The sequence below is a fragment of the Microseira sp. BLCC-F43 genome (genome assembly GCF_041929235.1).
Taxonomy (GTDB): Bacteria; Cyanobacteriota; Cyanobacteriia; order Cyanobacteriales; family Aerosakkonemataceae; genus Microseira.
The window spans coordinates 1-16276 of record NZ_JBHFNP010000168.1; the positions used below are offsets into that span (position 1 = coordinate 1).

Genomic DNA, 16276 nt, shown 5'->3' on the forward strand with positions numbered 1-16276 from the left:
TTGACGGAGACTTAACATACTCGAGTAGTCCTATGGGATTGCACCCAGAAATGCCACCAGAAAAAGCCTTTATGTTAAAGAAACAAAAAGGCAAATGTGCATACTGTGGATTGCACTTTCTCGATGGAGACTTATGAGAAACAGACCAGATTATCCCTACAAGCAATGGGGGTAAAAATTCCAAAGACAATAAGCAATTACTCCAGGGACACTGCCACGACTTAAAAACTGCTCAGGATATGGTTGGTATGGGTGACAAGCACCAAGTAACTGAGGAGCCAGATGAGGTGAAAGTCTCACGTCCGGTTCTGAAGACGAGTCAGAGAGGTGACGCTCTGGCTTAGTTCAACAACGATGCATTGGCAATCTGCGTTTCCGAGTATAAAGGAGGTAGAAAGAAGCCCAAGAACGCCGACTTGCAAAAACAATTTATCACCCAAGCCAAGAAAACAGAAGAACGGGCATGGCTATCCGAAGTTTCTGCCGTTCCCTTACAGCAATCGCTCAACGATTTAGAACAAGCGTACAAAAACTTCTTCAACTCCTGCAAAGGAAAAAGGAAGGGACAGCGAATTAAGCCACCCTGGTTTAAAAAGCGCTTTTTCAAGCAATCGGCGCGATTTACCAACACAGGATTCTCCCTGAAAGGAGGCCAAATCTATTTAGCCAAAATCGGCGATTTAGATGTGGTTTGGTCAAGAGAGCTTCCGTCGGCACCTAGCTCTGTTACCGTCATCAAAGACAGTGCAAAGCGATACTTCCTTAGTTTTGTTGTCGAAATTAAACCCGAAAATCTGCCGCAATCTGACAATGGGATTGGGATCGATTTAGGAATTAAAACCTTTGCTACCTTAAGCAACGGTCAAAAAATAGAAGCTCCCAAACCCCTCACAAGAAGGATTCGGAAGCTTCGGAAACTATCTAAAAAATTATCTCGGAAAACGAGAGGGTCTAAACGATACGAGTATTCTGGAAAACGGTTAGCAAAATTTCATGCTAAATTGGCCGACAATCGAACCGATTTTTTGCACAAACTATCAACTCAGATAATTTGCTCAAACCAAACGATTGTCTTGGAAGATCTTAATGTGTCGGGTCTGGTTAAAAATCGGAAACTGTCTAGAGCAATCTCTGATTTAGGATGGAGAAAATTTAGAACATTTCTCGAAGCTAAATCGGAAAGTTCTGGCAGGGAATTTCGGGTAATTAACCGTTGGGAACCTACTTCTCAAAAGTGTTCTTGTTGTGGCTTTAGAATTGGAAAGTTAGACTTATCAATCCGAGAATGGGTTTGTTTGAATTGCGGTACATCGCACGATCGTGATGTGAATGCCGCAGTGAATATCTTGGTCGCCGGAGGACATTCGGAGACTTTAAACGGACGTGGAGGCCAGCGTCAGACTACAACTATTTGTAGCAGCGACAAGCGTTGCGTCAACCCGCCAGAATTTCAGCAGCTATCAATTTTTGAGCTTCTGGAGTAGATGGAATCCCCGTCGCTTCAGCACGGGGAGGATGTCAACAAATAACTGCTATCAGCATAAAGTTGGTAACTGGTTTATTCAAGAGAGAGCGTTTCCATCAGTTAGTCGGAAGTTACTCCGCGACGCGGGGTAACTTCCGCTTAGAGTTTAGTGGAAGACTGCTTGTTTCGGTTCAAAACGGAAGACAGTTGCAGAAAAAACAACAGCGCCGACAACTAAAGCGGATAGACTACCACGTTACCTTGCTGTAATCGAATAGTTTTTCTAGGTGAATGATGGTCGCTTCAATGAGTTCTTTGTTTTCTTCAGAAAACTCACCATGAACAGTAACCATCCCTTTTTCGTTGTTGAACGTGATTTCAGCATCAACTAAAAGAGCTTGTAGCTGCTTGAGCGCGCGTTCAATTCGAGGAAGTTTGTCTTGGGTAAATTTGCCAATCATAAGAACCCCCAGTAATTCCCTGGATGATAAGTATTGCGATCCTGGAGGCAAAGTGGGGGTAGCGGAAGCCGTTTTCTTGCGAATATAACCGTCTTCTACTGTTAACCCCAGCTGTTGTAACAAACAGTATAAATTAGATGAATCGACTGGTGTACCGGAAAGAAGGCGTTTAACTGTTGATGTACATGTAAACGCTTTGTCAGCCCAGCCATCATAAGACCACTGCCTAAGAGCTAAGGCTTCTCTAACAGCTTGAATTCCAAGATCGGATAATGCAATAGAATTGCGGTTACGCTGCTTTTTCATTGGGAATTCACTCCAATGTATAGAACTATCGATATTAATAAGCCGCCAAGCTTATCTATGATCGATCCTAACATTCCTTCTTTTTCAACGTGGGTTCATTTAACTTCAATGACGCTGAACCGTATATGATACTGAAGTGGCCTTATCTCGGCTAAAAATAGCTTGCCTGTACAATGTTAAATAAGCGATCATAGATTTAACCTGATAAGTTAGATTGAACCAAAAATCTGTCCATACAGGCTATGTCCAAGGAGTGCTTTCAGACTAAAGTGTCCTATTTGCGGTTGCTTCGCTCATAGTTAGATAAAATGAGAATATAGAGAGAGTGGTTGTCTCAAGCTTCATTCCAGTAGTTGAACTCCGATACTTATCGAGCCGCCAAGCTTAAGTAGTGAGAGTTTAGACAAGATGAGCATATCTTATACCATGCTACTCTCTCTTTTCCACATCCCGTGAAAAGTCAGTCCCGGAACCTACAACTATGTTTGGTTTGTTGTTATCACCCCGAACACACCCTACACCCTGTTCAACTAGAGCTTATTTAATCACCTAAACATTGTCCTAGTATTAGTAAAAGGTCTGTTAAGGTCATTTCTTTTTATTAAAGAGTGGCTTCTTTAACAGACCTTTTTATGCTTATAAATTATAGTTCATAGCTATTAAAATTGGGTTATTCAAGCTTGGCGGCTTGATGGGGTGCATCGCTTCGTTTCGTATTCACCTATAGAGTTATTGGAGTTCAACCAAATGTTTGACGCTAAGGAGTTGTCCACAACACTCAGCGCTACTTACACTGAGCAACCTGTCGAGTTGCCGCACTCGGCGATTGTTCCAAAAGTACAGCAACAGTTGCCAACCGGGGGCACCTTCCTGGTTGTGCTTTTTTTCTTAACTGTGTTGATCCGTGATGTTCGCTTGTCGCTTGAGTATGCTGTTTATTTCATCGACATGCTGCGGAATGAAAAACCAGCGTTCATCCCCAACACCAAAGTTTTAGATACCAAGGAAGAACCTCCCGGTGAAGCTAAGTAAGCTCGGTCTTTAGCAACCCATCGAGAGAGAAAGCAAATCCCTTCAGCACCGCGCCGAGGGGATTTGCTTTGGTGTCTGTGTTCTAAATTGAGTACTGGCTTTGGTTGGCCTTCACACGGTATGCGATCGCGTTTACTAGCTACAGGCGAACCTTCCATCGCAAGGGAAAAGGCGTCCCTGACCAGGGATAAGGAAAATCTGCCAGGAATGCCTCAAGATCCCTGACTATCTGTTGGGGAGAATAAGACTCAATTGGGAGCCAAGAGATTACCGGCCTGGTGAAATCGTTAGCCAGCGGATCTAAAATTTCCCCATCGACTTCGACCCAAAAATGTTCGGTGCGCTCATCATCTTCAAACTCGATCCACCCGCGTACAATTTTTTTTGTGCCGCCACTGACAGCACGATAAATTAATAGCGCCACTAGCTCACAATCTCCAAAAGGGGGGCGACCGCCAATGAGGTCGCACAAGCGGCGATACTCTGCGATCGCGTCAGCGTACCGGAGGTATATCGCTGCGTCTTTCAAATTGTTCATGTGGGGCAGGTTCCTTGGGTATTGGGGGAAAGCGAGATAAAGAAATCACCACCAAACGAAAAAACTAAATAACGAAATAACGAAAGAACGATAACTGTATTAGTGGGCGTTGTTTCCCAAAAAGGCATTTGGGGATTACTTGATTGATTTGGATGTGGTGCCGCAGGCGCTGGATGAGGGGATGACGCTGGTGTTTTGATTCATAGAATCCCGTTCTTGTCTAAGGATATTTACATTTCTTTACGTCGTGTCCTATTTTGCACATATCTCGGCTGTTCCCCGATATCATCTCCCGTCTGATTGCCGAATGCATTTGACGATCTTAGACCTCCCCTTGGTTTGAGGGCGAAAAAACGATATAAAGAAACAGTTATAGTACGAAATAACGAATATCGATGACCCTATTAGTGGGCGTTGTTTCCCAGAAAGGCGGGGTGGGGAAAAGTACCATCTCCCGTCTGATTGCTCGCGAATACGCGGCGGCTGGCTGGGATGTGAAGATTGCCGACTTGGATATTTCGCAGGCCACAACCACCGACTGGAAGCAGCGGCGGGAACAAAATAGCCTTCAGCCTGAAATTGCTGTCGAACCGTTTCGCACCGTGGCCCAGGCGCTCAAACATGCGGATGTCTACGATCTGATGGTTCTCGACGGCGCACCGCATTCGATGCAAGGAACACTGGAAATTGCCCGCGCCTGCCATCTGCTGATCCTGCCCACGGGTTTATCCCTTGATGACTTGAAGCCGTCCATCTTGCTGGCGCACGAGCTAGTCAAAGCCGCGATTCCAGAGGACAAGATCGCTTTCGCTCTTTGCCGGGTCGGAGACAGGGAGAACGAAATACAGGAAGCTCGTTCGTACATTCATAAGGCAGGCTATAGCACGGTAGCAGGCTCAATCCCGGAAAAGACAGCCTATCGGCAGGCCAGCGATATCGGTCGCGCCGTTTCCGAGGTCACCTTCCCTACCTTGAAGCAACGAGCGGAAGAAGTAGCGCAGGACATCATCAACAAGTTGAGCAAACAGGAAGTATAAATATGGCAACAAAGCCACCGCCACCACCCCGCAAGTCCAGAAAAGGCGAACCGCCCAGCATCGAGGAAACGAAGGAAAACCTAGACAAGCCTGACCCTGGCGACATCGCCAATCTGAATTTCAAGGTGTCTGCCGAGTTTAAAAAGGATTTCAAAATCGCGGCGGCGACTTACGGCTGCACGCAAACCGAGCTGTTGCAGCGGATGTTCAAATTCTGGACGGAGCATCACGGCTAATCTTGCTTTCGTCCTTTCGCTACAGCACGAATTCTTTATTTTTTACAAATATGATGCTATTATGCAACCTACAACTAATCGCGCCGCGTAGAGGATCTTACTCATCCCCCACGCGACTTAACCCCCTAACACAAGTAGGAGGCTTGAATCATCATGCCAAATTTCTGTACCCGGTGGGAAACAACGCTAAGTTTCCTACCGCAATTGGTTTGCTCGCAAACTCAGGGTTTTGTGCCTGGGGGTGGCGACACTTTACCGTCGGTCATTCCTGGTGTGGACAGCCTGCCAGCTCGCTCTGATGGCTACGAAGTTGTGAGGGTGGTGATTTATGGCTCACCATATGGCATCACCTACACAATTCGCTGGTTGTACGCGCTCAACTTCGCCCAGGTCACTGAGTGGAGCTTCCTCATGCCTTCTCGCAATGGCGAGTACATGAGCATTGTCACTAAGCGAATCCCGCTCAATCGCACTAACTGATTGCAGTACAACTCGGTAACAACTTTGTAGCAACGCTGGCGATCGCTTCATTTATCGCAGCGATATGCCTCCCTTCCGCTTCGCGTGAAGCGAAGCTATCGCGTAAGCGAATCGCCAGTTTCTTCCATATCAGTGAGGAATGGTATGACTTATAGTGGCAATGAACCTAATGGCGATACTCCCTCTGGGCGATCTCTTGAGCAAGAGATTCAAGATATCAAAGATTGGGCGGATTCGGTAGATGAGGATTTAGACGCGACGCATGAAAGGCAGGATATCACCGATCAGCAGGTAGCTGAACTTACTGAGCGAGTGACAGAGTTGGAGGAGAAAACTGACTGGGGAGATTCGGATGACTGGTTCAGATCCCGATGGTAAGGAGATTGGCTCAAATGGGAAATTAGCTCAAAATTTTAACAGCCCGAACCCGGGCGCGAATCGAGAGATCCAAACTGGCTTTAGATCGCCAAAAGAAATTGGCTGCTGAATTCGCTTTGGGTCGCCCTAGACGAAAATCTCCTATAGCGGACTTCGTTGATGATTTGGTACACCGTCCGCCAAACCGGGAACAGATGCGCCAGATCAAAGAACTGCTTTTAGAAGAACAGCAAAGCATAGCTAAACTCATTGCTTTAATTGACAAGCACCTGGAGTAGCCGTTTGCCATTTTCGACTTGGCTTACCGCGCACGCTGCTGGGCGAGTTTTTTTTGGGCGGTGAGAGATCGCGCCATTTTCCCCAGAATCATAAACCCGTTACCAAGTTTTTCCCAGACGATCGCTCTTGGCGAGGAAACCTGTTAACGGGTTTTGTGGCTTTGGATGGGGGAAAGGGGCGATCGCGGTTGGGGGGAGGTGAGCGCTCCGATTCGGAAAGCGATTGCATCTGCTGGTTATCCCGTCACCTAAGAACGTTGGCGTTTGATCCCAAACCACAGCCAAATCCCCGTAATTGCCATTACTAACAAGCCTAGAGCATTGAGGAACGGATAAATCGCCGTCAGATTGAGGATGCCAAAGTCACCCACGTGTAACTTCTTTAACCACAAAAATTCCGCTCCCATCCCTGCCAATAGTGCCATTTGATAGAGGGAACCCGTGGTTAAAGTCAGCAAAATTGGCACTAGCATCACGGGTGCTAGGATGCGATGCAGTTGACGCCAGGGAAGTCGAGCGATCGCCATAACAAAAGCCTCACCTTTGACCCATCACCCATTGGCAAATTATGGAGCGAAATTTACCATGAAAACATTTCAATTGCAATTGCAAGGCATGGGGTGCGCTGCTGGCGCTACCAATATCGAGAAAGCCATCCAAACTGTTCCCGGCGTTGCAGACTGCAATGTCAATTTTGGCAGGGAATTTGTGATAATTTTTACCTAAAGCCCCCCTTTTTAAGGGGGGTTGGGGGGATCGGCAACCGCCTACTCACCCCCATATCAGGGGTCTTCATGAGACAGCAGCGAACGTGATATTATGTTTTGGCTATTTGAGCTTGACAAAAGCTTTATAAACTAGGGTACTTCCGCAGCAAATAAAAACTTCATAAATTGTTTCCGGCTTATTGCTTTCTCATTTTTCTGCATCTGCCTTTATTACAGTTTCCGTATTCAAAAGACGTAAGTAACGATCGATACAGTAAAACTACTCATGCAATCCATAAAAGTGTATGCTATCTGTTGAGCGAGGGTGCTATTCATCAGAGCCAGCGAGTCCGCAGCTTCAGGGATTTGAGAGTTTCACAGTTGCATTCAAGCAGAATAAACTCTCGATGAAGCCTCGCCGAAAAAGACTATTAACCCAGATTTATAGAAGGTAATTAACATTGAACATTACTCAACGGCAATCGCACCCAACATTTTTCGCGACACCTCAATCCCAACCGCAGGTTGCCCTTTTTCTCCGTAACCTTAACGGTGGTGGTGTCGAAAGGATTATGTTAAATGTAGCTTGCGGCATGGCGCAACAAGGCGTACAAGTAGATTTAGTGTTAATTAAAGCAGAAGGAATCTTTTTGCCCCAAGTACCGCCCTCTGTGCGAATAGTGGATTTACAGACCAAGGAAATTGACAAGAATCGTTCGTTCAAATTCCCCACCAGTCTCCAATGCACAACCAGTCTTCCCAAGTTAATCCGCTACCTGAAAAACGAACGCCTCACAGCACTGCTTTCAGCAGGTCATTACCCAAATGAAATAGCAATTTTAGCCAAACATATCGCTAGGGTTCCGACTCGCGTTGTGGTATCGGAACATACCACTCTTTCCGTGGAAGCTTTACGGGTAGAACAGGTTTCTTCCCGTGTAGCGCCTCTAGCGGCACGGTTATTTTATCCTTGGGCGGATGAGATTGTCACCGTTTCTCGCGGCGTGGCTGAGGATTTGTCGAGTATCTCTGGCTTACCTTTAAAAGGAATGCGAACGATTTACAACCCGGTGATTACTCCTGGGTTAAAAGAACAAGCAGAAGCACCTTTAAATCACCCTTGGTTTGCTGAAGGGGAACCGCCGGTGATATTGGGAATGGGAAGATTTGTAGCGCAGAAAGATTTCCCAACTTTAATTCGAGCGTTTGCCAAAGTACGCCAGGTAAAACCCGTTCGATTAATGATGTTGGGAAGTGGAAGAGAGCAACAAAAACTAGAAGCACTATCGCGAGAGCTGGGAGTTGAAAAAGATATAGAATGGGTGGGATTTGTGAAGAATCCCTTTCCTTATATGAAGCGAGCATCTCTGTTTGTTTTATCTTCAGCTTGGGAGGGTTTGCCTACAGTTTTAATTGAAGCGTTGGCGTTGGGATTGCAGGTAGTTTCGACTAACTGTAAAAGTGGACCTGCAGAGATTTTGGATAATGGGAAATACGGGGAATTAGTGCCGGTTGGGGATGCTGATGCAATGGCACAGGCGATTTTGAAAGTGTTGTCTGGGAATTCTAAGTTTGTTGATTCAGCTTGGTTGAACCAGTTTACCTTAGAAACTTCTATCCAAAATTATTTGGATGTTTTGGGTGTAGATCGACGAGCAAGTACTCGCTCTAATAACTCAAGTTGCTAGTTATCTCTCTGTGCGCGGCTAATGGCGTTCCCAGGCAGATCCGTGGAAACGAGGCTAATGGCGAGATTGGTAAAAATCCTATATTAGCAATTAGCAATTAGCAAGCTTGCAACGCGCTTGTTTATAACTAGCAACTTGCGTTAATAGCGAGAATTAGCTTAGACCCAACCATCTACACAAGCTATCCACGTACCATCTTCATTCAGGTGAGGATCGATGTGGTGCATACCACCGCCGTTCCAACCAAAACCAGTTGGCGAGGGAGTTAGCACTGACGCTCCTTCGACTTCTTTTTCTTGATAATTTGTAGGAGTAAGTTCGGTAATTTCAAATGCTCTCACCTGCATCCCATAGAAGGGGTAACAATCCTGGGTATAGCGAATAATTCTGTCATGCATCACCACGACTCTGCCAGCGGGTCTGGCAATATGTGGATTCCCGTTGATAATGGGACTCTTTGGATGTTCGATCCAGGGACCTGTGAGTTCATCAGCATAATATAGGCGAAGTGTATCGTATTTGGCGTGGGGATTAGTTTCTACAAATAACCACCATCGATTATCGTAACGAAAAATTGAAGGATCTAAAAACACTGAACCGCTTACTAGATTGTCTACAAAAGTCCAATGGGTGGGAAACTTAGAGGCTTTATATAGTCGAATCGATTTGGCTTCACCAGTTTCGGGAATCATGTAGTATTCATTCATCCAAACAAAAACATATGGATAAGATAAGTGAAATTTTTCAGCTAGCACAATTTGTTGATAGTCCCATTTCACCGCATCCTGGCTAACGGCTAGTCCAATTTCCCCTTTGCGAGTTTGCTGATTGTAAATTTCAAAAAACATATACCAGGTTTGCTCGACTTTTACCATGAAAGGATCGGCAACTAACTCGGCGGTGACATCTGAAACATCGTGACATTCTAACACTGGATTTTTGACATTTTTGGCAGCCATAAATTTCAAAGGTGATTGACCGACATAAATGCCAATCGACCACTGAGGATTCTTAATTAGATCGGGTAAAGACCTTTTAAAAAATCGCTTTCTCTCGAGCCAATTCAGCAGTTCTGGTGATAGCTTGTAGATCGATAACGCTAATTTGTTTTTAATTTTCTCTAGCTTGATATCCTGCATGATAAAACAACCTTTTGAACATTATTGACAGGCGATCGCACAAAAATACTCAGAGCGAGTTCCTCTATTATATCTCTCCAGAAAACAACCTCAAGGGCAGGCAGGATGCCCACCCCACAAGAGTTTTTGGATAAGTGTATTTCTCGGCAACCTGGGTAGGGGTGGATTGGAACGGGTGTTAAAACTCGCCTGCGGTATGACGCGGCAAGGCGTACCCGTGGATTTATTTGCGATTAAAGCAGATGCCATCTTCTTCACTCTGGCTCCACCGCTAGTGGGAATTGTGGATTTATAATTGACACTATCCAGCCTAAAGACACGAATATTCTTAACAATTTTCAATCTTCATATCCTTTCTAACTGGTTTCCAGTTTAGCACCACTTTTCCCAAAATAAAAATATTTGTTTTGACTTGACGTTGAGATTTAGGTAAGGTTTAATTATTAATGACTGTACAAGTTTACTCAGTATAAAAAAAATATAGTATAAAAAATAACAAATATACTTACTGAGATAGCGCCAAACAATATTAGCTCGTACTAATTATTCCTTTTGTAAACAACAACTATATGTCGCACAGAGCCAAACTCATCACGTTTCTCCTCCCCAGCTTTCAACCAAGTGGATTGCAGCGAGTTGCCATCAACTTAATCAAGCAGCTTCACCAACTGGGTATTGCCTTAGATGTCGTCGTCGCATCAGGCAAAGGAGCTTATTTAAACGAAATTCCATCGGGAGTGCGAGTTATCGATTTCCAAACACCAATTGAGGATAGAATCTCTAGCGCCAGTCGAGTCACCTTGCCTTTAGCGCGTTATTTAAGGAACGAAAAGCCACAGGCATTAGTGTCTCACTTCAATGTCTTTAATGTGGTGGCGGGGATGGCAAAAACTCTGGCGTTGTCTCCCGTGAATTTAATTTTAGTCGAACATACCTCATTTTCAATAACTTACGATAAACGCCAGAAACATTATGGAGTGCGCGAGGAATTATTGCCGATTTTGCGGCGCTGGTTTTATCCCCGTGCGGATGCAGTTGTAGCGGTATCCAAAGGGTTAGCGCAAGAGTTAGAAACTTATTTGCGACTGAAACCGGGTGCAGTTAAAACTATCTACAACCCCGTCATTGATGAAAGCGTACTGTCAAAAGCAAAAGCACCCGTCGAACATCCTTGGTTTCAACCTGGAGAAGTTCCAGTTATTCTCGGTGTGGGCAGATTAACTCAGGAAAAAGATTTTCCCACTCTGATTCGGGCATTTGCATTAGTAAAACGAGTAAAAACCGCTCGATTGGTGATTTTGGGAGAGGGAAAAGAACAGTCTAAACTCAACGGTTTAATCCGCGAGTTGGGCTTAGAAAATGATGTGACAATACCCGGTTTTGTAAGCAATCCCTATGCTTACCTGGAGCGATCTGCTGCGTTTGTTTTGTCTTCCTATCGCGAGGGTTTGCCTACTGTAATTATAGAAGCAATGGCGGTGGGAACTCCTGTTGTTTCAACAGATTGTCCGAATGGTCCGGCAGAAATTCTCGAGAACGGCAAATACGGCGAATTGGTTGCCGTCGGCGATAGTGAAGCTATGGCAAAAGCGATTTTAAAGGTATTGTCAGGTGACTCTAAATCTGTCGATTCATCGTGGCTGGAACAGTTCGCGTTAGCAACTAGCACCCAACAGTATCTTCAGCTAATGGGTATTGGGTAATGGGTAATTGGTAATGGCTGATTGCTCGTGGAACCCTTAGAAACAAAGCCTCTCCCGTAAGTTGGGTTGAGGATACGAAACCCAACCTACAATCAAACTTCTCCTTTCTGCTTTTACCACAACAATAGTCAAGCCGAAGAATGATAACCATGTCTAACAATACACCAGATATAGCCATTTACCTGCGTCTACTTTATGGTGGCGGTGCTGAAAAAGCTATGGTGAATTTAATGCACGGCTTTGTTGACCAGGGGCTAAAAGTAGATTTGGTCATGAATACCGTTGATGGACCTTTCATGAAACAAGTACCGCCTCAAGTTAGAATTGTAGGTTTAAAAGCCCCTCGGATGCTAGAAGGTTTGCCGAAACTGGCGGGTTATTTGCGACAGGAAAAACCCAGTGTTCTCCTTTCTGCCTTGCACTATAACAACGAAATTGCCCTGTGGGCAAAGCGTCTTTCTGGAACCTCCACGCGGGTTTTTGTCTGCGAACAAAATACACTTTCCATTCATTCACGAAACCGCCGCAGCGATCGCTTGGCACCTATTTTGTCGCGGCTGTTTTATTCTTGGGCTGATGGTATTGTGGCAGTATCTCGCGGCGTTGCCAAAGATTTAGCCAAAGTCACCCATCTTCCCGAACAGCGCATCCGAACGATTTACAATCCCATTATTACTCCCGAATTATTTGAGAAATCTCATCTAGCTATAGACCATCCTTGGTTTGCTACCGGACAACCTCCCGTTATTATCGGCGCAGGAAGATTGGAAGAACAGAAAGATTTTCCTAGTCTAATTCGAGCGTTTGCGATTGTCAGAAAAGTGCTTCCGGCGCGGTTAGTTATTTTAGGAAATGGCAAGGATCGCCAGCAACTCAATAATCTGGTACGCGAGTTAGGGTTAAAGGATGATGTTGGTTTTCTCGGTTTTGTAGATAATCCCTATGCTTACATGGCGCGAGCGCGTGTTTTTGTTTTATCCTCTGCTTGGGAAGGTTTTGGTAACGTTATTGTTGAATCTTTAGCATTGGGTACGCCAGTAGTTTCGACGAACTGTCCCCATGGTCCAGCAGAAATTCTCGACAATGGGAAGTACGGTGAGTTGGTATCGGTTGGAGATAGCGAAGCAATGGCGCAGGCAATTTTGAGGGTATTGTCTGGGAATTCTAAGTCTGTCGCTCCTGGTTGGTTAGAGCAGTTTACTTTGGCATCTGTTACTAAACAATATCTTGATGTTATGGGGATTTCAAAAGTCTTTTGATAACCCAAACGCTTCAGGCGATCGCTTCCCCATCACCGCCATCAATCGTTCTCCTTTCTGCTGCAAAACCGGGCATCCGTAAGCTTTAATAGAATTGTGCCTCAAGCTACGGTTGTATGTGGGCGAAGCTGAAACGGCAAATTTGGGAATGGCGGGGGGTATTAATTGCTGCCCCCAGTGTGGCGGCGTTGGTTATAGCCTTGCGCTTGGCAGGCTTTTTGCAACCCTTGGAATGGGCGAGTTACGATCAATTTCTGCGCCTGCGTCCAAAAGAACCTCCTGACGATCGCATCGTTATCGTTGGAATTACAGAATCAGATTTGCAAAAAGTTGGGCGGGGTATAGTTCCCGATCTATTATTAGCTCAATTACTCCAAAAAATTAAACAGCAGCAGGCAATCGCTATCGCCTTAGATTTATACCGAGATTTGCCAGAGGAACCCGGACATCAGCAGCTAGTTAGGGTGTATGAAACGACACCCAATTTAATTGGGATTAAAAAAGTCTTGGGAGATGCCAATGGCCCTGCGGTTAACCCACCCCCCCAACTCTTGCAGCGCGGTCAAGTCAGTGCCAATGATGTTTTATTGGATGCAGACCTCAAGCTGCGTCGAGGTTTTTTATATTTGACGCCAAAAGATGGCAATACGATAGAAAGTTTGGGATTGAGACTGGCTTTAATTTACCTGAAAAATAGAGTAATTGAACCAAAAGCTGCGAAAGTTAATCCGAATTATTTGCAATTGGGTGAAGCGGTATTTGCTAACTTTGAAAAAAACGATGGCGGCTATGTCAATGCCGATGATGGTGGCTATCAGATTTTAATCAATTATCGCGGGCCGCAAAAAAGCTTTAAGACAGTATCGATAATGGATGTATTGGAGAACCGGAACCCGCCGGATTTGCTGCGCGATCGCATTGTTTTAATTGGCGCGATCGCCCAAAGCCAAAAGGATTTCTTCTCTACCCCATATAGTATCCCCACGCGCACTTCCGGTGTTGAAATTCATGCCAATATAACCAGTCAAATTATCAGTGCAGCGTTAGATGGGCGTCCTTTAATTAAAAGTTTGCCAGATTCGTTGGAGTATTGGTGTATTTTTGGTTGGTCTTTGTTGGGTGCAATATTAAGTTGGCAAGCGCGATACCTGGGTGGCGTGGCTAAATTTTCAGCCCCCATTGTCGCCAGTTATATTTTAGCTGGCGGCAGTCTTTTTGGTATTGGTTATCTGGATCTATTGCAAGGAGTTTGGATACCCGTTGTACCACCTGCGATCGCTTTCTTCTGTTCTGGTATTGCTATCACTGCTTACATCCCACGCACTGCGGGAGAAATTCGCAAAACTTTCGGGCGATATCTCACCGATGAAGTCGTCGCCAATCTACTTGATTCCCCCGCAGGATTCAAGTTGGGAGGAGAAAGAAAAAAAGTCACTATTTTAATGTCAGATTTACGGGGATTTTCAGCCATATCGGAACGCTTGTCACCGGAAACAGTCGTTTCGATGTTAAACATTTATTTGGGGGTAATGGTAGATATTATTACCAGTTACCAAGGCACAATTGATGCGTTTATCGGCGATGGAATTTTAGTGATTTTTGGCGCGCCAACTCAGCGAGAAGACGATGCTGAAAGGGCAGTCGCTTGCGCTGTCGCAATGCAATTAGCAATGGATTCTGTTAACGAAAAAAATACCTCTTTATGTTTGCCCAAATTAGCAATGGGAATTGGTTTGAACACGGGTGAAGCAGTAGTCGGAAATATTGGATCGCAAAAACATGCTAAGTATAGTGTAATAGGAAGTCACGTTAATTTAGCAGCCAGAATCGAGTCTTATACCGTAGGCGGTCAAATTTTGATTTCCGAATCAACCCTTAAAGACGTTGGATATATTCTGAAAATCGATAAACAAATCCAGGTTCAACCCAAAGGATTTCACGAACCTATCCCCCTTTATGATGTGGCAGGAATTGGCGGCGAGCGCAATATATTTTTGACCCGTCAAGAAGAAAATTTAATTTTACTAAAACAAGAAATTACCGTTCAATATACGGTTATAGATGGCAAGCAGGTTGAGCGAGCAACATTCAAGGGAAGTTTAGTCAAACTCTCAGCTAATTCTGCTGAAATTCGTTCAGAACGTTTAGAGCCACCCTAGACCAATCTCAAGCTAAATTTATTAAATGAAGCCAGTAGCGATATTTATGCTAAAGTATTAGAACAATCGGCGGTTAACAAAGATTGTTTTACCATTCATTTCACTACGATTCCCCCCGATGTCGCAGCAGTGCTTGAAAAATTTTATAAAAACTGAGTGGATCAAAATAGACAAATTTTTGCTAATGTAGTTTGTACAACTGGACTGACGCAGCTCGAGGCCAGAAACCCGGTTTCGACCTTGATATCTGGTTGCCAAACCAACAATGTTTTGTAGAAACCGGGAATATGTGCGTAAGTCCTATACAACTTGGGAAGAGCAAAACTCATGGAGCAAAAAGTATTAACAGGACTAAGATCAGAAGCCTACGAACACCCCTTCGATCGCAAAGCCCTAGCTTCCTTGGAAAAAATGCCCGGTGTTTCTTTGCTGCTCAAGAAAATTAACGAGTACGGCATAGATCGCTTACTCAGACTGCAATTCCTTGGTAATGACATAAGAGTCACACCCCGCAATTTTCCTTACCTGCATAAATCATTTGTAGAAACCTGCCAAATTCTTGATGTTTCCCCAGTCCCCGAATTTTACCTGTGTCGAGGAACGGGTTACATTCAAACCTACACCATTGGTGTGGAAAAACCCCTCGTCAGCATCAATTTAGAGGGTATGGAATGGCTCTCCCACGAGGAGTTGCTTTACGTTTTGGGACAAGAAGTGGCTCACATTAAAAGTCGGCATTTACTATACCACCAAACGGCGATTATTCTGCCGAGTTTAAAAACGTTTTTAAGCAATACTACCTTGGGTTTAGGTGGCTTGTTAGCGAGTGGAGTGGAACTGGCTTTGTACAATTGGTTGATGATGGCGAAATTCACTAGCGATCGCGCCGGTTTGCTGGCTTGTCAGGATGTGGAAGTGGCAACTACCGCACTGATGAAAATCGCTGGTTTACCGAGGGAATACTTGTCAACTGAAATCGTTGAAGATTTTATTGACCAAGCTCGCGAGTTTTCCTCCGAAAGCTTTAATAATCTCGATAAGATCGCCAAAATGTTGAGTTTTATGGAATACAGGTTTTCTTGGGCAATCATGCGAGCTAGTGAGTTATTGAAATGGGTTGATTCGGGAGAATATGAGGCTTTAATTCAACAGAGTAACTTAGAAGAAATCGGAGATACAGAAGATTGGAATTTTTCTGATTCTTGGTAACTTGTAACGAACAACAGGACTGACGTCGCCACTCCATATATAGTGGTGACGGTGCCGTACACGGCTAAGGATGCACCCTACATTGTAGAACTTGGCGACGATTGGCAAAATCCGCACCTTTTTTTCTTCGGTTTTGCTCACCAGTGCTTAAGTCGGCTTGTTAGCTTAGAGAAGCGATCTTCTTGCAGGCTCAATCTCTGC

At 44.8% G+C, this 16276-nt stretch carries 20 protein-coding genes; 15 read left to right on the forward strand and 5 right to left on the reverse strand.

Annotation, left to right across the window (positions count from 1 at the left end; translation table 11 throughout):
• The first annotated feature begins 152 nt into the window (after positions 1-152).
• Both ACE1CM_RS23265 and ACE1CM_RS23270 read left to right on the forward strand, forming a co-directional pair.
• Positions 153-344 carry a hypothetical protein gene (locus tag ACE1CM_RS23265; RefSeq protein WP_374880975.1) on the forward strand — a complete coding sequence of 64 codons (192 nt, stop codon included), beginning with the start codon at positions 153-155 and terminating at the stop codon, positions 342-344.
• 15 nt (positions 345-359) lie between these two features.
• On the forward strand, positions 360-1484 hold the full coding sequence (locus tag ACE1CM_RS23270; protein WP_374880810.1) for an RNA-guided endonuclease InsQ/TnpB family protein: 1125 nt from the start codon (positions 360-362) through the stop codon (positions 1482-1484).
• Between the two features lie 229 nt (positions 1485-1713).
• Here the strand turns inward: ACE1CM_RS23270 and ACE1CM_RS23275 are convergent, their stop codons facing one another.
• Complete coding sequence (locus tag ACE1CM_RS23275) at positions 1714-2232, reverse strand: hypothetical protein (RefSeq protein ID WP_374880812.1); 519 nt, start codon at positions 2230-2232, stop codon at positions 1714-1716.
• 747 nt (positions 2233-2979) lie between these two features.
• On the opposite strand from ACE1CM_RS23275, the gene ACE1CM_RS23280 reads away from it, so the two are divergent.
• A complete protein-coding gene (locus tag ACE1CM_RS23280) occupies positions 2980-3264 on the forward strand; it encodes a hypothetical protein (protein ID WP_374880814.1) in 285 nt (94 codons plus the stop codon).
• A gap of 139 nt (positions 3265-3403) precedes the next feature.
• Here the strand turns inward: ACE1CM_RS23280 and ACE1CM_RS23285 are convergent, their stop codons facing one another.
• Positions 3404-3802 carry a hypothetical protein gene (locus ACE1CM_RS23285; RefSeq protein ID WP_374880816.1) on the reverse strand — a complete coding sequence of 133 codons (399 nt, stop codon included), beginning with the start codon at positions 3800-3802 and terminating at the stop codon, positions 3404-3406.
• Between the two features lie 395 nt (positions 3803-4197).
• Between ACE1CM_RS23285 and ACE1CM_RS23290 the strand changes: the two genes are divergently transcribed.
• The 5 genes from ACE1CM_RS23290 to ACE1CM_RS23310 all read left to right on the forward strand — a co-directional run bounded on the left by ACE1CM_RS23290 (position 4198) and on the right by ACE1CM_RS23310 (position 6211).
• Positions 4198-4839, forward strand: a complete 642-nt coding sequence (locus ACE1CM_RS23290) for a P-loop NTPase (protein WP_374880817.1) — start codon at positions 4198-4200, stop codon at positions 4837-4839.
• 2 nt (positions 4840-4841) lie between these two features.
• Positions 4842-5075 carry a hypothetical protein gene (locus ACE1CM_RS23295; protein ID WP_374880819.1) on the forward strand — a complete coding sequence of 78 codons (234 nt, stop codon included), beginning with the start codon at positions 4842-4844 and terminating at the stop codon, positions 5073-5075.
• Positions 5076-5228: 153 nt separating this feature from the next.
• Positions 5229-5555, forward strand: coding sequence for a hypothetical protein (locus ACE1CM_RS23300; RefSeq protein ID WP_374880821.1), 327 nt, complete (start codon positions 5229-5231; stop codon positions 5553-5555).
• 144 nt (positions 5556-5699) lie between these two features.
• Positions 5700-5933 (forward strand): hypothetical protein, encoded by a 234-nt coding sequence (locus ACE1CM_RS23305; RefSeq protein WP_374880823.1) that lies wholly within the window; start codon positions 5700-5702, stop codon positions 5931-5933.
• A 98-nt stretch (positions 5934-6031) separates the two neighbouring features.
• Positions 6032-6211 carry a hypothetical protein gene (locus ACE1CM_RS23310; protein ID WP_374880825.1) on the forward strand — a complete coding sequence of 60 codons (180 nt, stop codon included), beginning with the start codon at positions 6032-6034 and terminating at the stop codon, positions 6209-6211.
• Between the two features lie 88 nt (positions 6212-6299).
• On the opposite strand, the gene ACE1CM_RS23315 is transcribed toward ACE1CM_RS23310, so the two are convergent.
• Positions 6300-6440, reverse strand: a complete 141-nt coding sequence (locus tag ACE1CM_RS23315; protein ID WP_374880827.1) for a hypothetical protein — start codon at positions 6438-6440, stop codon at positions 6300-6302.
• 19 nt (positions 6441-6459) lie between these two features.
• Complete coding sequence (locus ACE1CM_RS23320) at positions 6460-6738, reverse strand: PepSY domain-containing protein (RefSeq protein WP_374880829.1); 279 nt, start codon at positions 6736-6738, stop codon at positions 6460-6462.
• Positions 6739-6796: 58 nt separating this feature from the next.
• Between ACE1CM_RS23320 and ACE1CM_RS23325 the strand changes: the two genes are divergently transcribed.
• Together ACE1CM_RS23325 and ACE1CM_RS23330 are read left to right on the forward strand one after the other, a co-directional pair.
• Positions 6797-6937, forward strand: a complete 141-nt coding sequence (locus tag ACE1CM_RS23325) for a heavy-metal-associated domain-containing protein (protein ID WP_374880831.1) — start codon at positions 6797-6799, stop codon at positions 6935-6937.
• 442 nt (positions 6938-7379) lie between these two features.
• The gene (locus ACE1CM_RS23330; protein WP_374880833.1) at positions 7380-8606 is read left to right on the forward strand and encodes a glycosyltransferase; all 1227 of its coding nucleotides are present in this window, start codon (positions 7380-7382) and stop codon (positions 8604-8606) included.
• A gap of 158 nt (positions 8607-8764) precedes the next feature.
• Here the strand turns inward: ACE1CM_RS23330 and ACE1CM_RS23335 are convergent, their stop codons facing one another.
• Positions 8765-9745, reverse strand: coding sequence for a hypothetical protein (locus ACE1CM_RS23335; protein WP_374880835.1), 981 nt, complete (start codon positions 9743-9745; stop codon positions 8765-8767).
• A 166-nt stretch (positions 9746-9911) separates the two neighbouring features.
• Between ACE1CM_RS23335 and ACE1CM_RS23340 the strand changes: the two genes are divergently transcribed.
• The 5 genes from ACE1CM_RS23340 (at position 9912) to ACE1CM_RS23360 (ending at position 16075) form a co-directional block, all read left to right on the forward strand.
• Positions 9912-10040: a hypothetical protein gene (locus ACE1CM_RS23340; RefSeq protein ID WP_374880837.1), complete on the forward strand. Its 129-nt coding sequence runs from the start codon at positions 9912-9914 to the stop codon at positions 10038-10040.
• Between the two features lie 274 nt (positions 10041-10314).
• Positions 10315-11448 carry a glycosyltransferase gene (locus tag ACE1CM_RS23345; protein WP_374880839.1) on the forward strand — a complete coding sequence of 378 codons (1134 nt, stop codon included), beginning with the start codon at positions 10315-10317 and terminating at the stop codon, positions 11446-11448.
• 149 nt (positions 11449-11597) lie between these two features.
• Entirely contained in the window at positions 11598-12707 is a 1110-nt protein-coding gene (locus ACE1CM_RS23350; protein WP_374880841.1) for a glycosyltransferase, read from the forward strand.
• 116 nt (positions 12708-12823) lie between these two features.
• Positions 12824-14866: a CHASE2 domain-containing protein gene (locus tag ACE1CM_RS23355; RefSeq protein WP_374880843.1), complete on the forward strand. Its 2043-nt coding sequence runs from the start codon at positions 12824-12826 to the stop codon at positions 14864-14866.
• 327 nt (positions 14867-15193) lie between these two features.
• Positions 15194-16075, forward strand: a complete 882-nt coding sequence (locus ACE1CM_RS23360) for a M48 family metallopeptidase (protein ID WP_374880845.1) — start codon at positions 15194-15196, stop codon at positions 16073-16075.
• Positions 16076-16276: the final 201 nt, after the last annotated feature.

What these genes read in the sequence shown, in the direction of transcription:
- ACE1CM_RS23275 (WP_374880812.1), bottom strand. Translation starts at nt 2,232, where the DNA reads ATGAAAAAGCAGCGTAACCGCAATTCTATTGCATTATCCGATCTTGGA.
- ACE1CM_RS23280 (WP_374880814.1), top strand. Translation starts at nt 2,980, where the DNA reads ATGTTTGACGCTAAGGAGTTGTCCACAACACTCAGCGCTACTTACACT.
- ACE1CM_RS23285 (WP_374880816.1), bottom strand. Translation starts at nt 3,802, where the DNA reads ATGAACAATTTGAAAGACGCAGCGATATACCTCCGGTACGCTGACGCG.
- ACE1CM_RS23290 (WP_374880817.1), top strand. Translation starts at nt 4,198, where the DNA reads ATGACCCTATTAGTGGGCGTTGTTTCCCAGAAAGGCGGGGTGGGGAAA.
- ACE1CM_RS23295 (WP_374880819.1), top strand. Translation starts at nt 4,842, where the DNA reads ATGGCAACAAAGCCACCGCCACCACCCCGCAAGTCCAGAAAAGGCGAA.
- ACE1CM_RS23300 (WP_374880821.1), top strand. Translation starts at nt 5,229, where the DNA reads ATGCCAAATTTCTGTACCCGGTGGGAAACAACGCTAAGTTTCCTACCG.
- ACE1CM_RS23305 (WP_374880823.1), top strand. Translation starts at nt 5,700, where the DNA reads ATGACTTATAGTGGCAATGAACCTAATGGCGATACTCCCTCTGGGCGA.
- ACE1CM_RS23315 (WP_374880827.1), bottom strand. Translation starts at nt 6,440, where the DNA reads ATGCAATCGCTTTCCGAATCGGAGCGCTCACCTCCCCCCAACCGCGAT.
- ACE1CM_RS23320 (WP_374880829.1), bottom strand. Translation starts at nt 6,738, where the DNA reads ATGGCGATCGCTCGACTTCCCTGGCGTCAACTGCATCGCATCCTAGCA.
- ACE1CM_RS23325 (WP_374880831.1), top strand. Translation starts at nt 6,797, where the DNA reads ATGAAAACATTTCAATTGCAATTGCAAGGCATGGGGTGCGCTGCTGGC.
- ACE1CM_RS23335 (WP_374880835.1), bottom strand. Translation starts at nt 9,745, where the DNA reads ATGCAGGATATCAAGCTAGAGAAAATTAAAAACAAATTAGCGTTATCG.
- ACE1CM_RS23345 (WP_374880839.1), top strand. Translation starts at nt 10,315, where the DNA reads ATGTCGCACAGAGCCAAACTCATCACGTTTCTCCTCCCCAGCTTTCAA.
- ACE1CM_RS23350 (WP_374880841.1), top strand. Translation starts at nt 11,598, where the DNA reads ATGTCTAACAATACACCAGATATAGCCATTTACCTGCGTCTACTTTAT.
- ACE1CM_RS23355 (WP_374880843.1), top strand. Translation starts at nt 12,824, where the DNA reads ATGTGGGCGAAGCTGAAACGGCAAATTTGGGAATGGCGGGGGGTATTA.
- ACE1CM_RS23360 (WP_374880845.1), top strand. Translation starts at nt 15,194, where the DNA reads ATGGAGCAAAAAGTATTAACAGGACTAAGATCAGAAGCCTACGAACAC.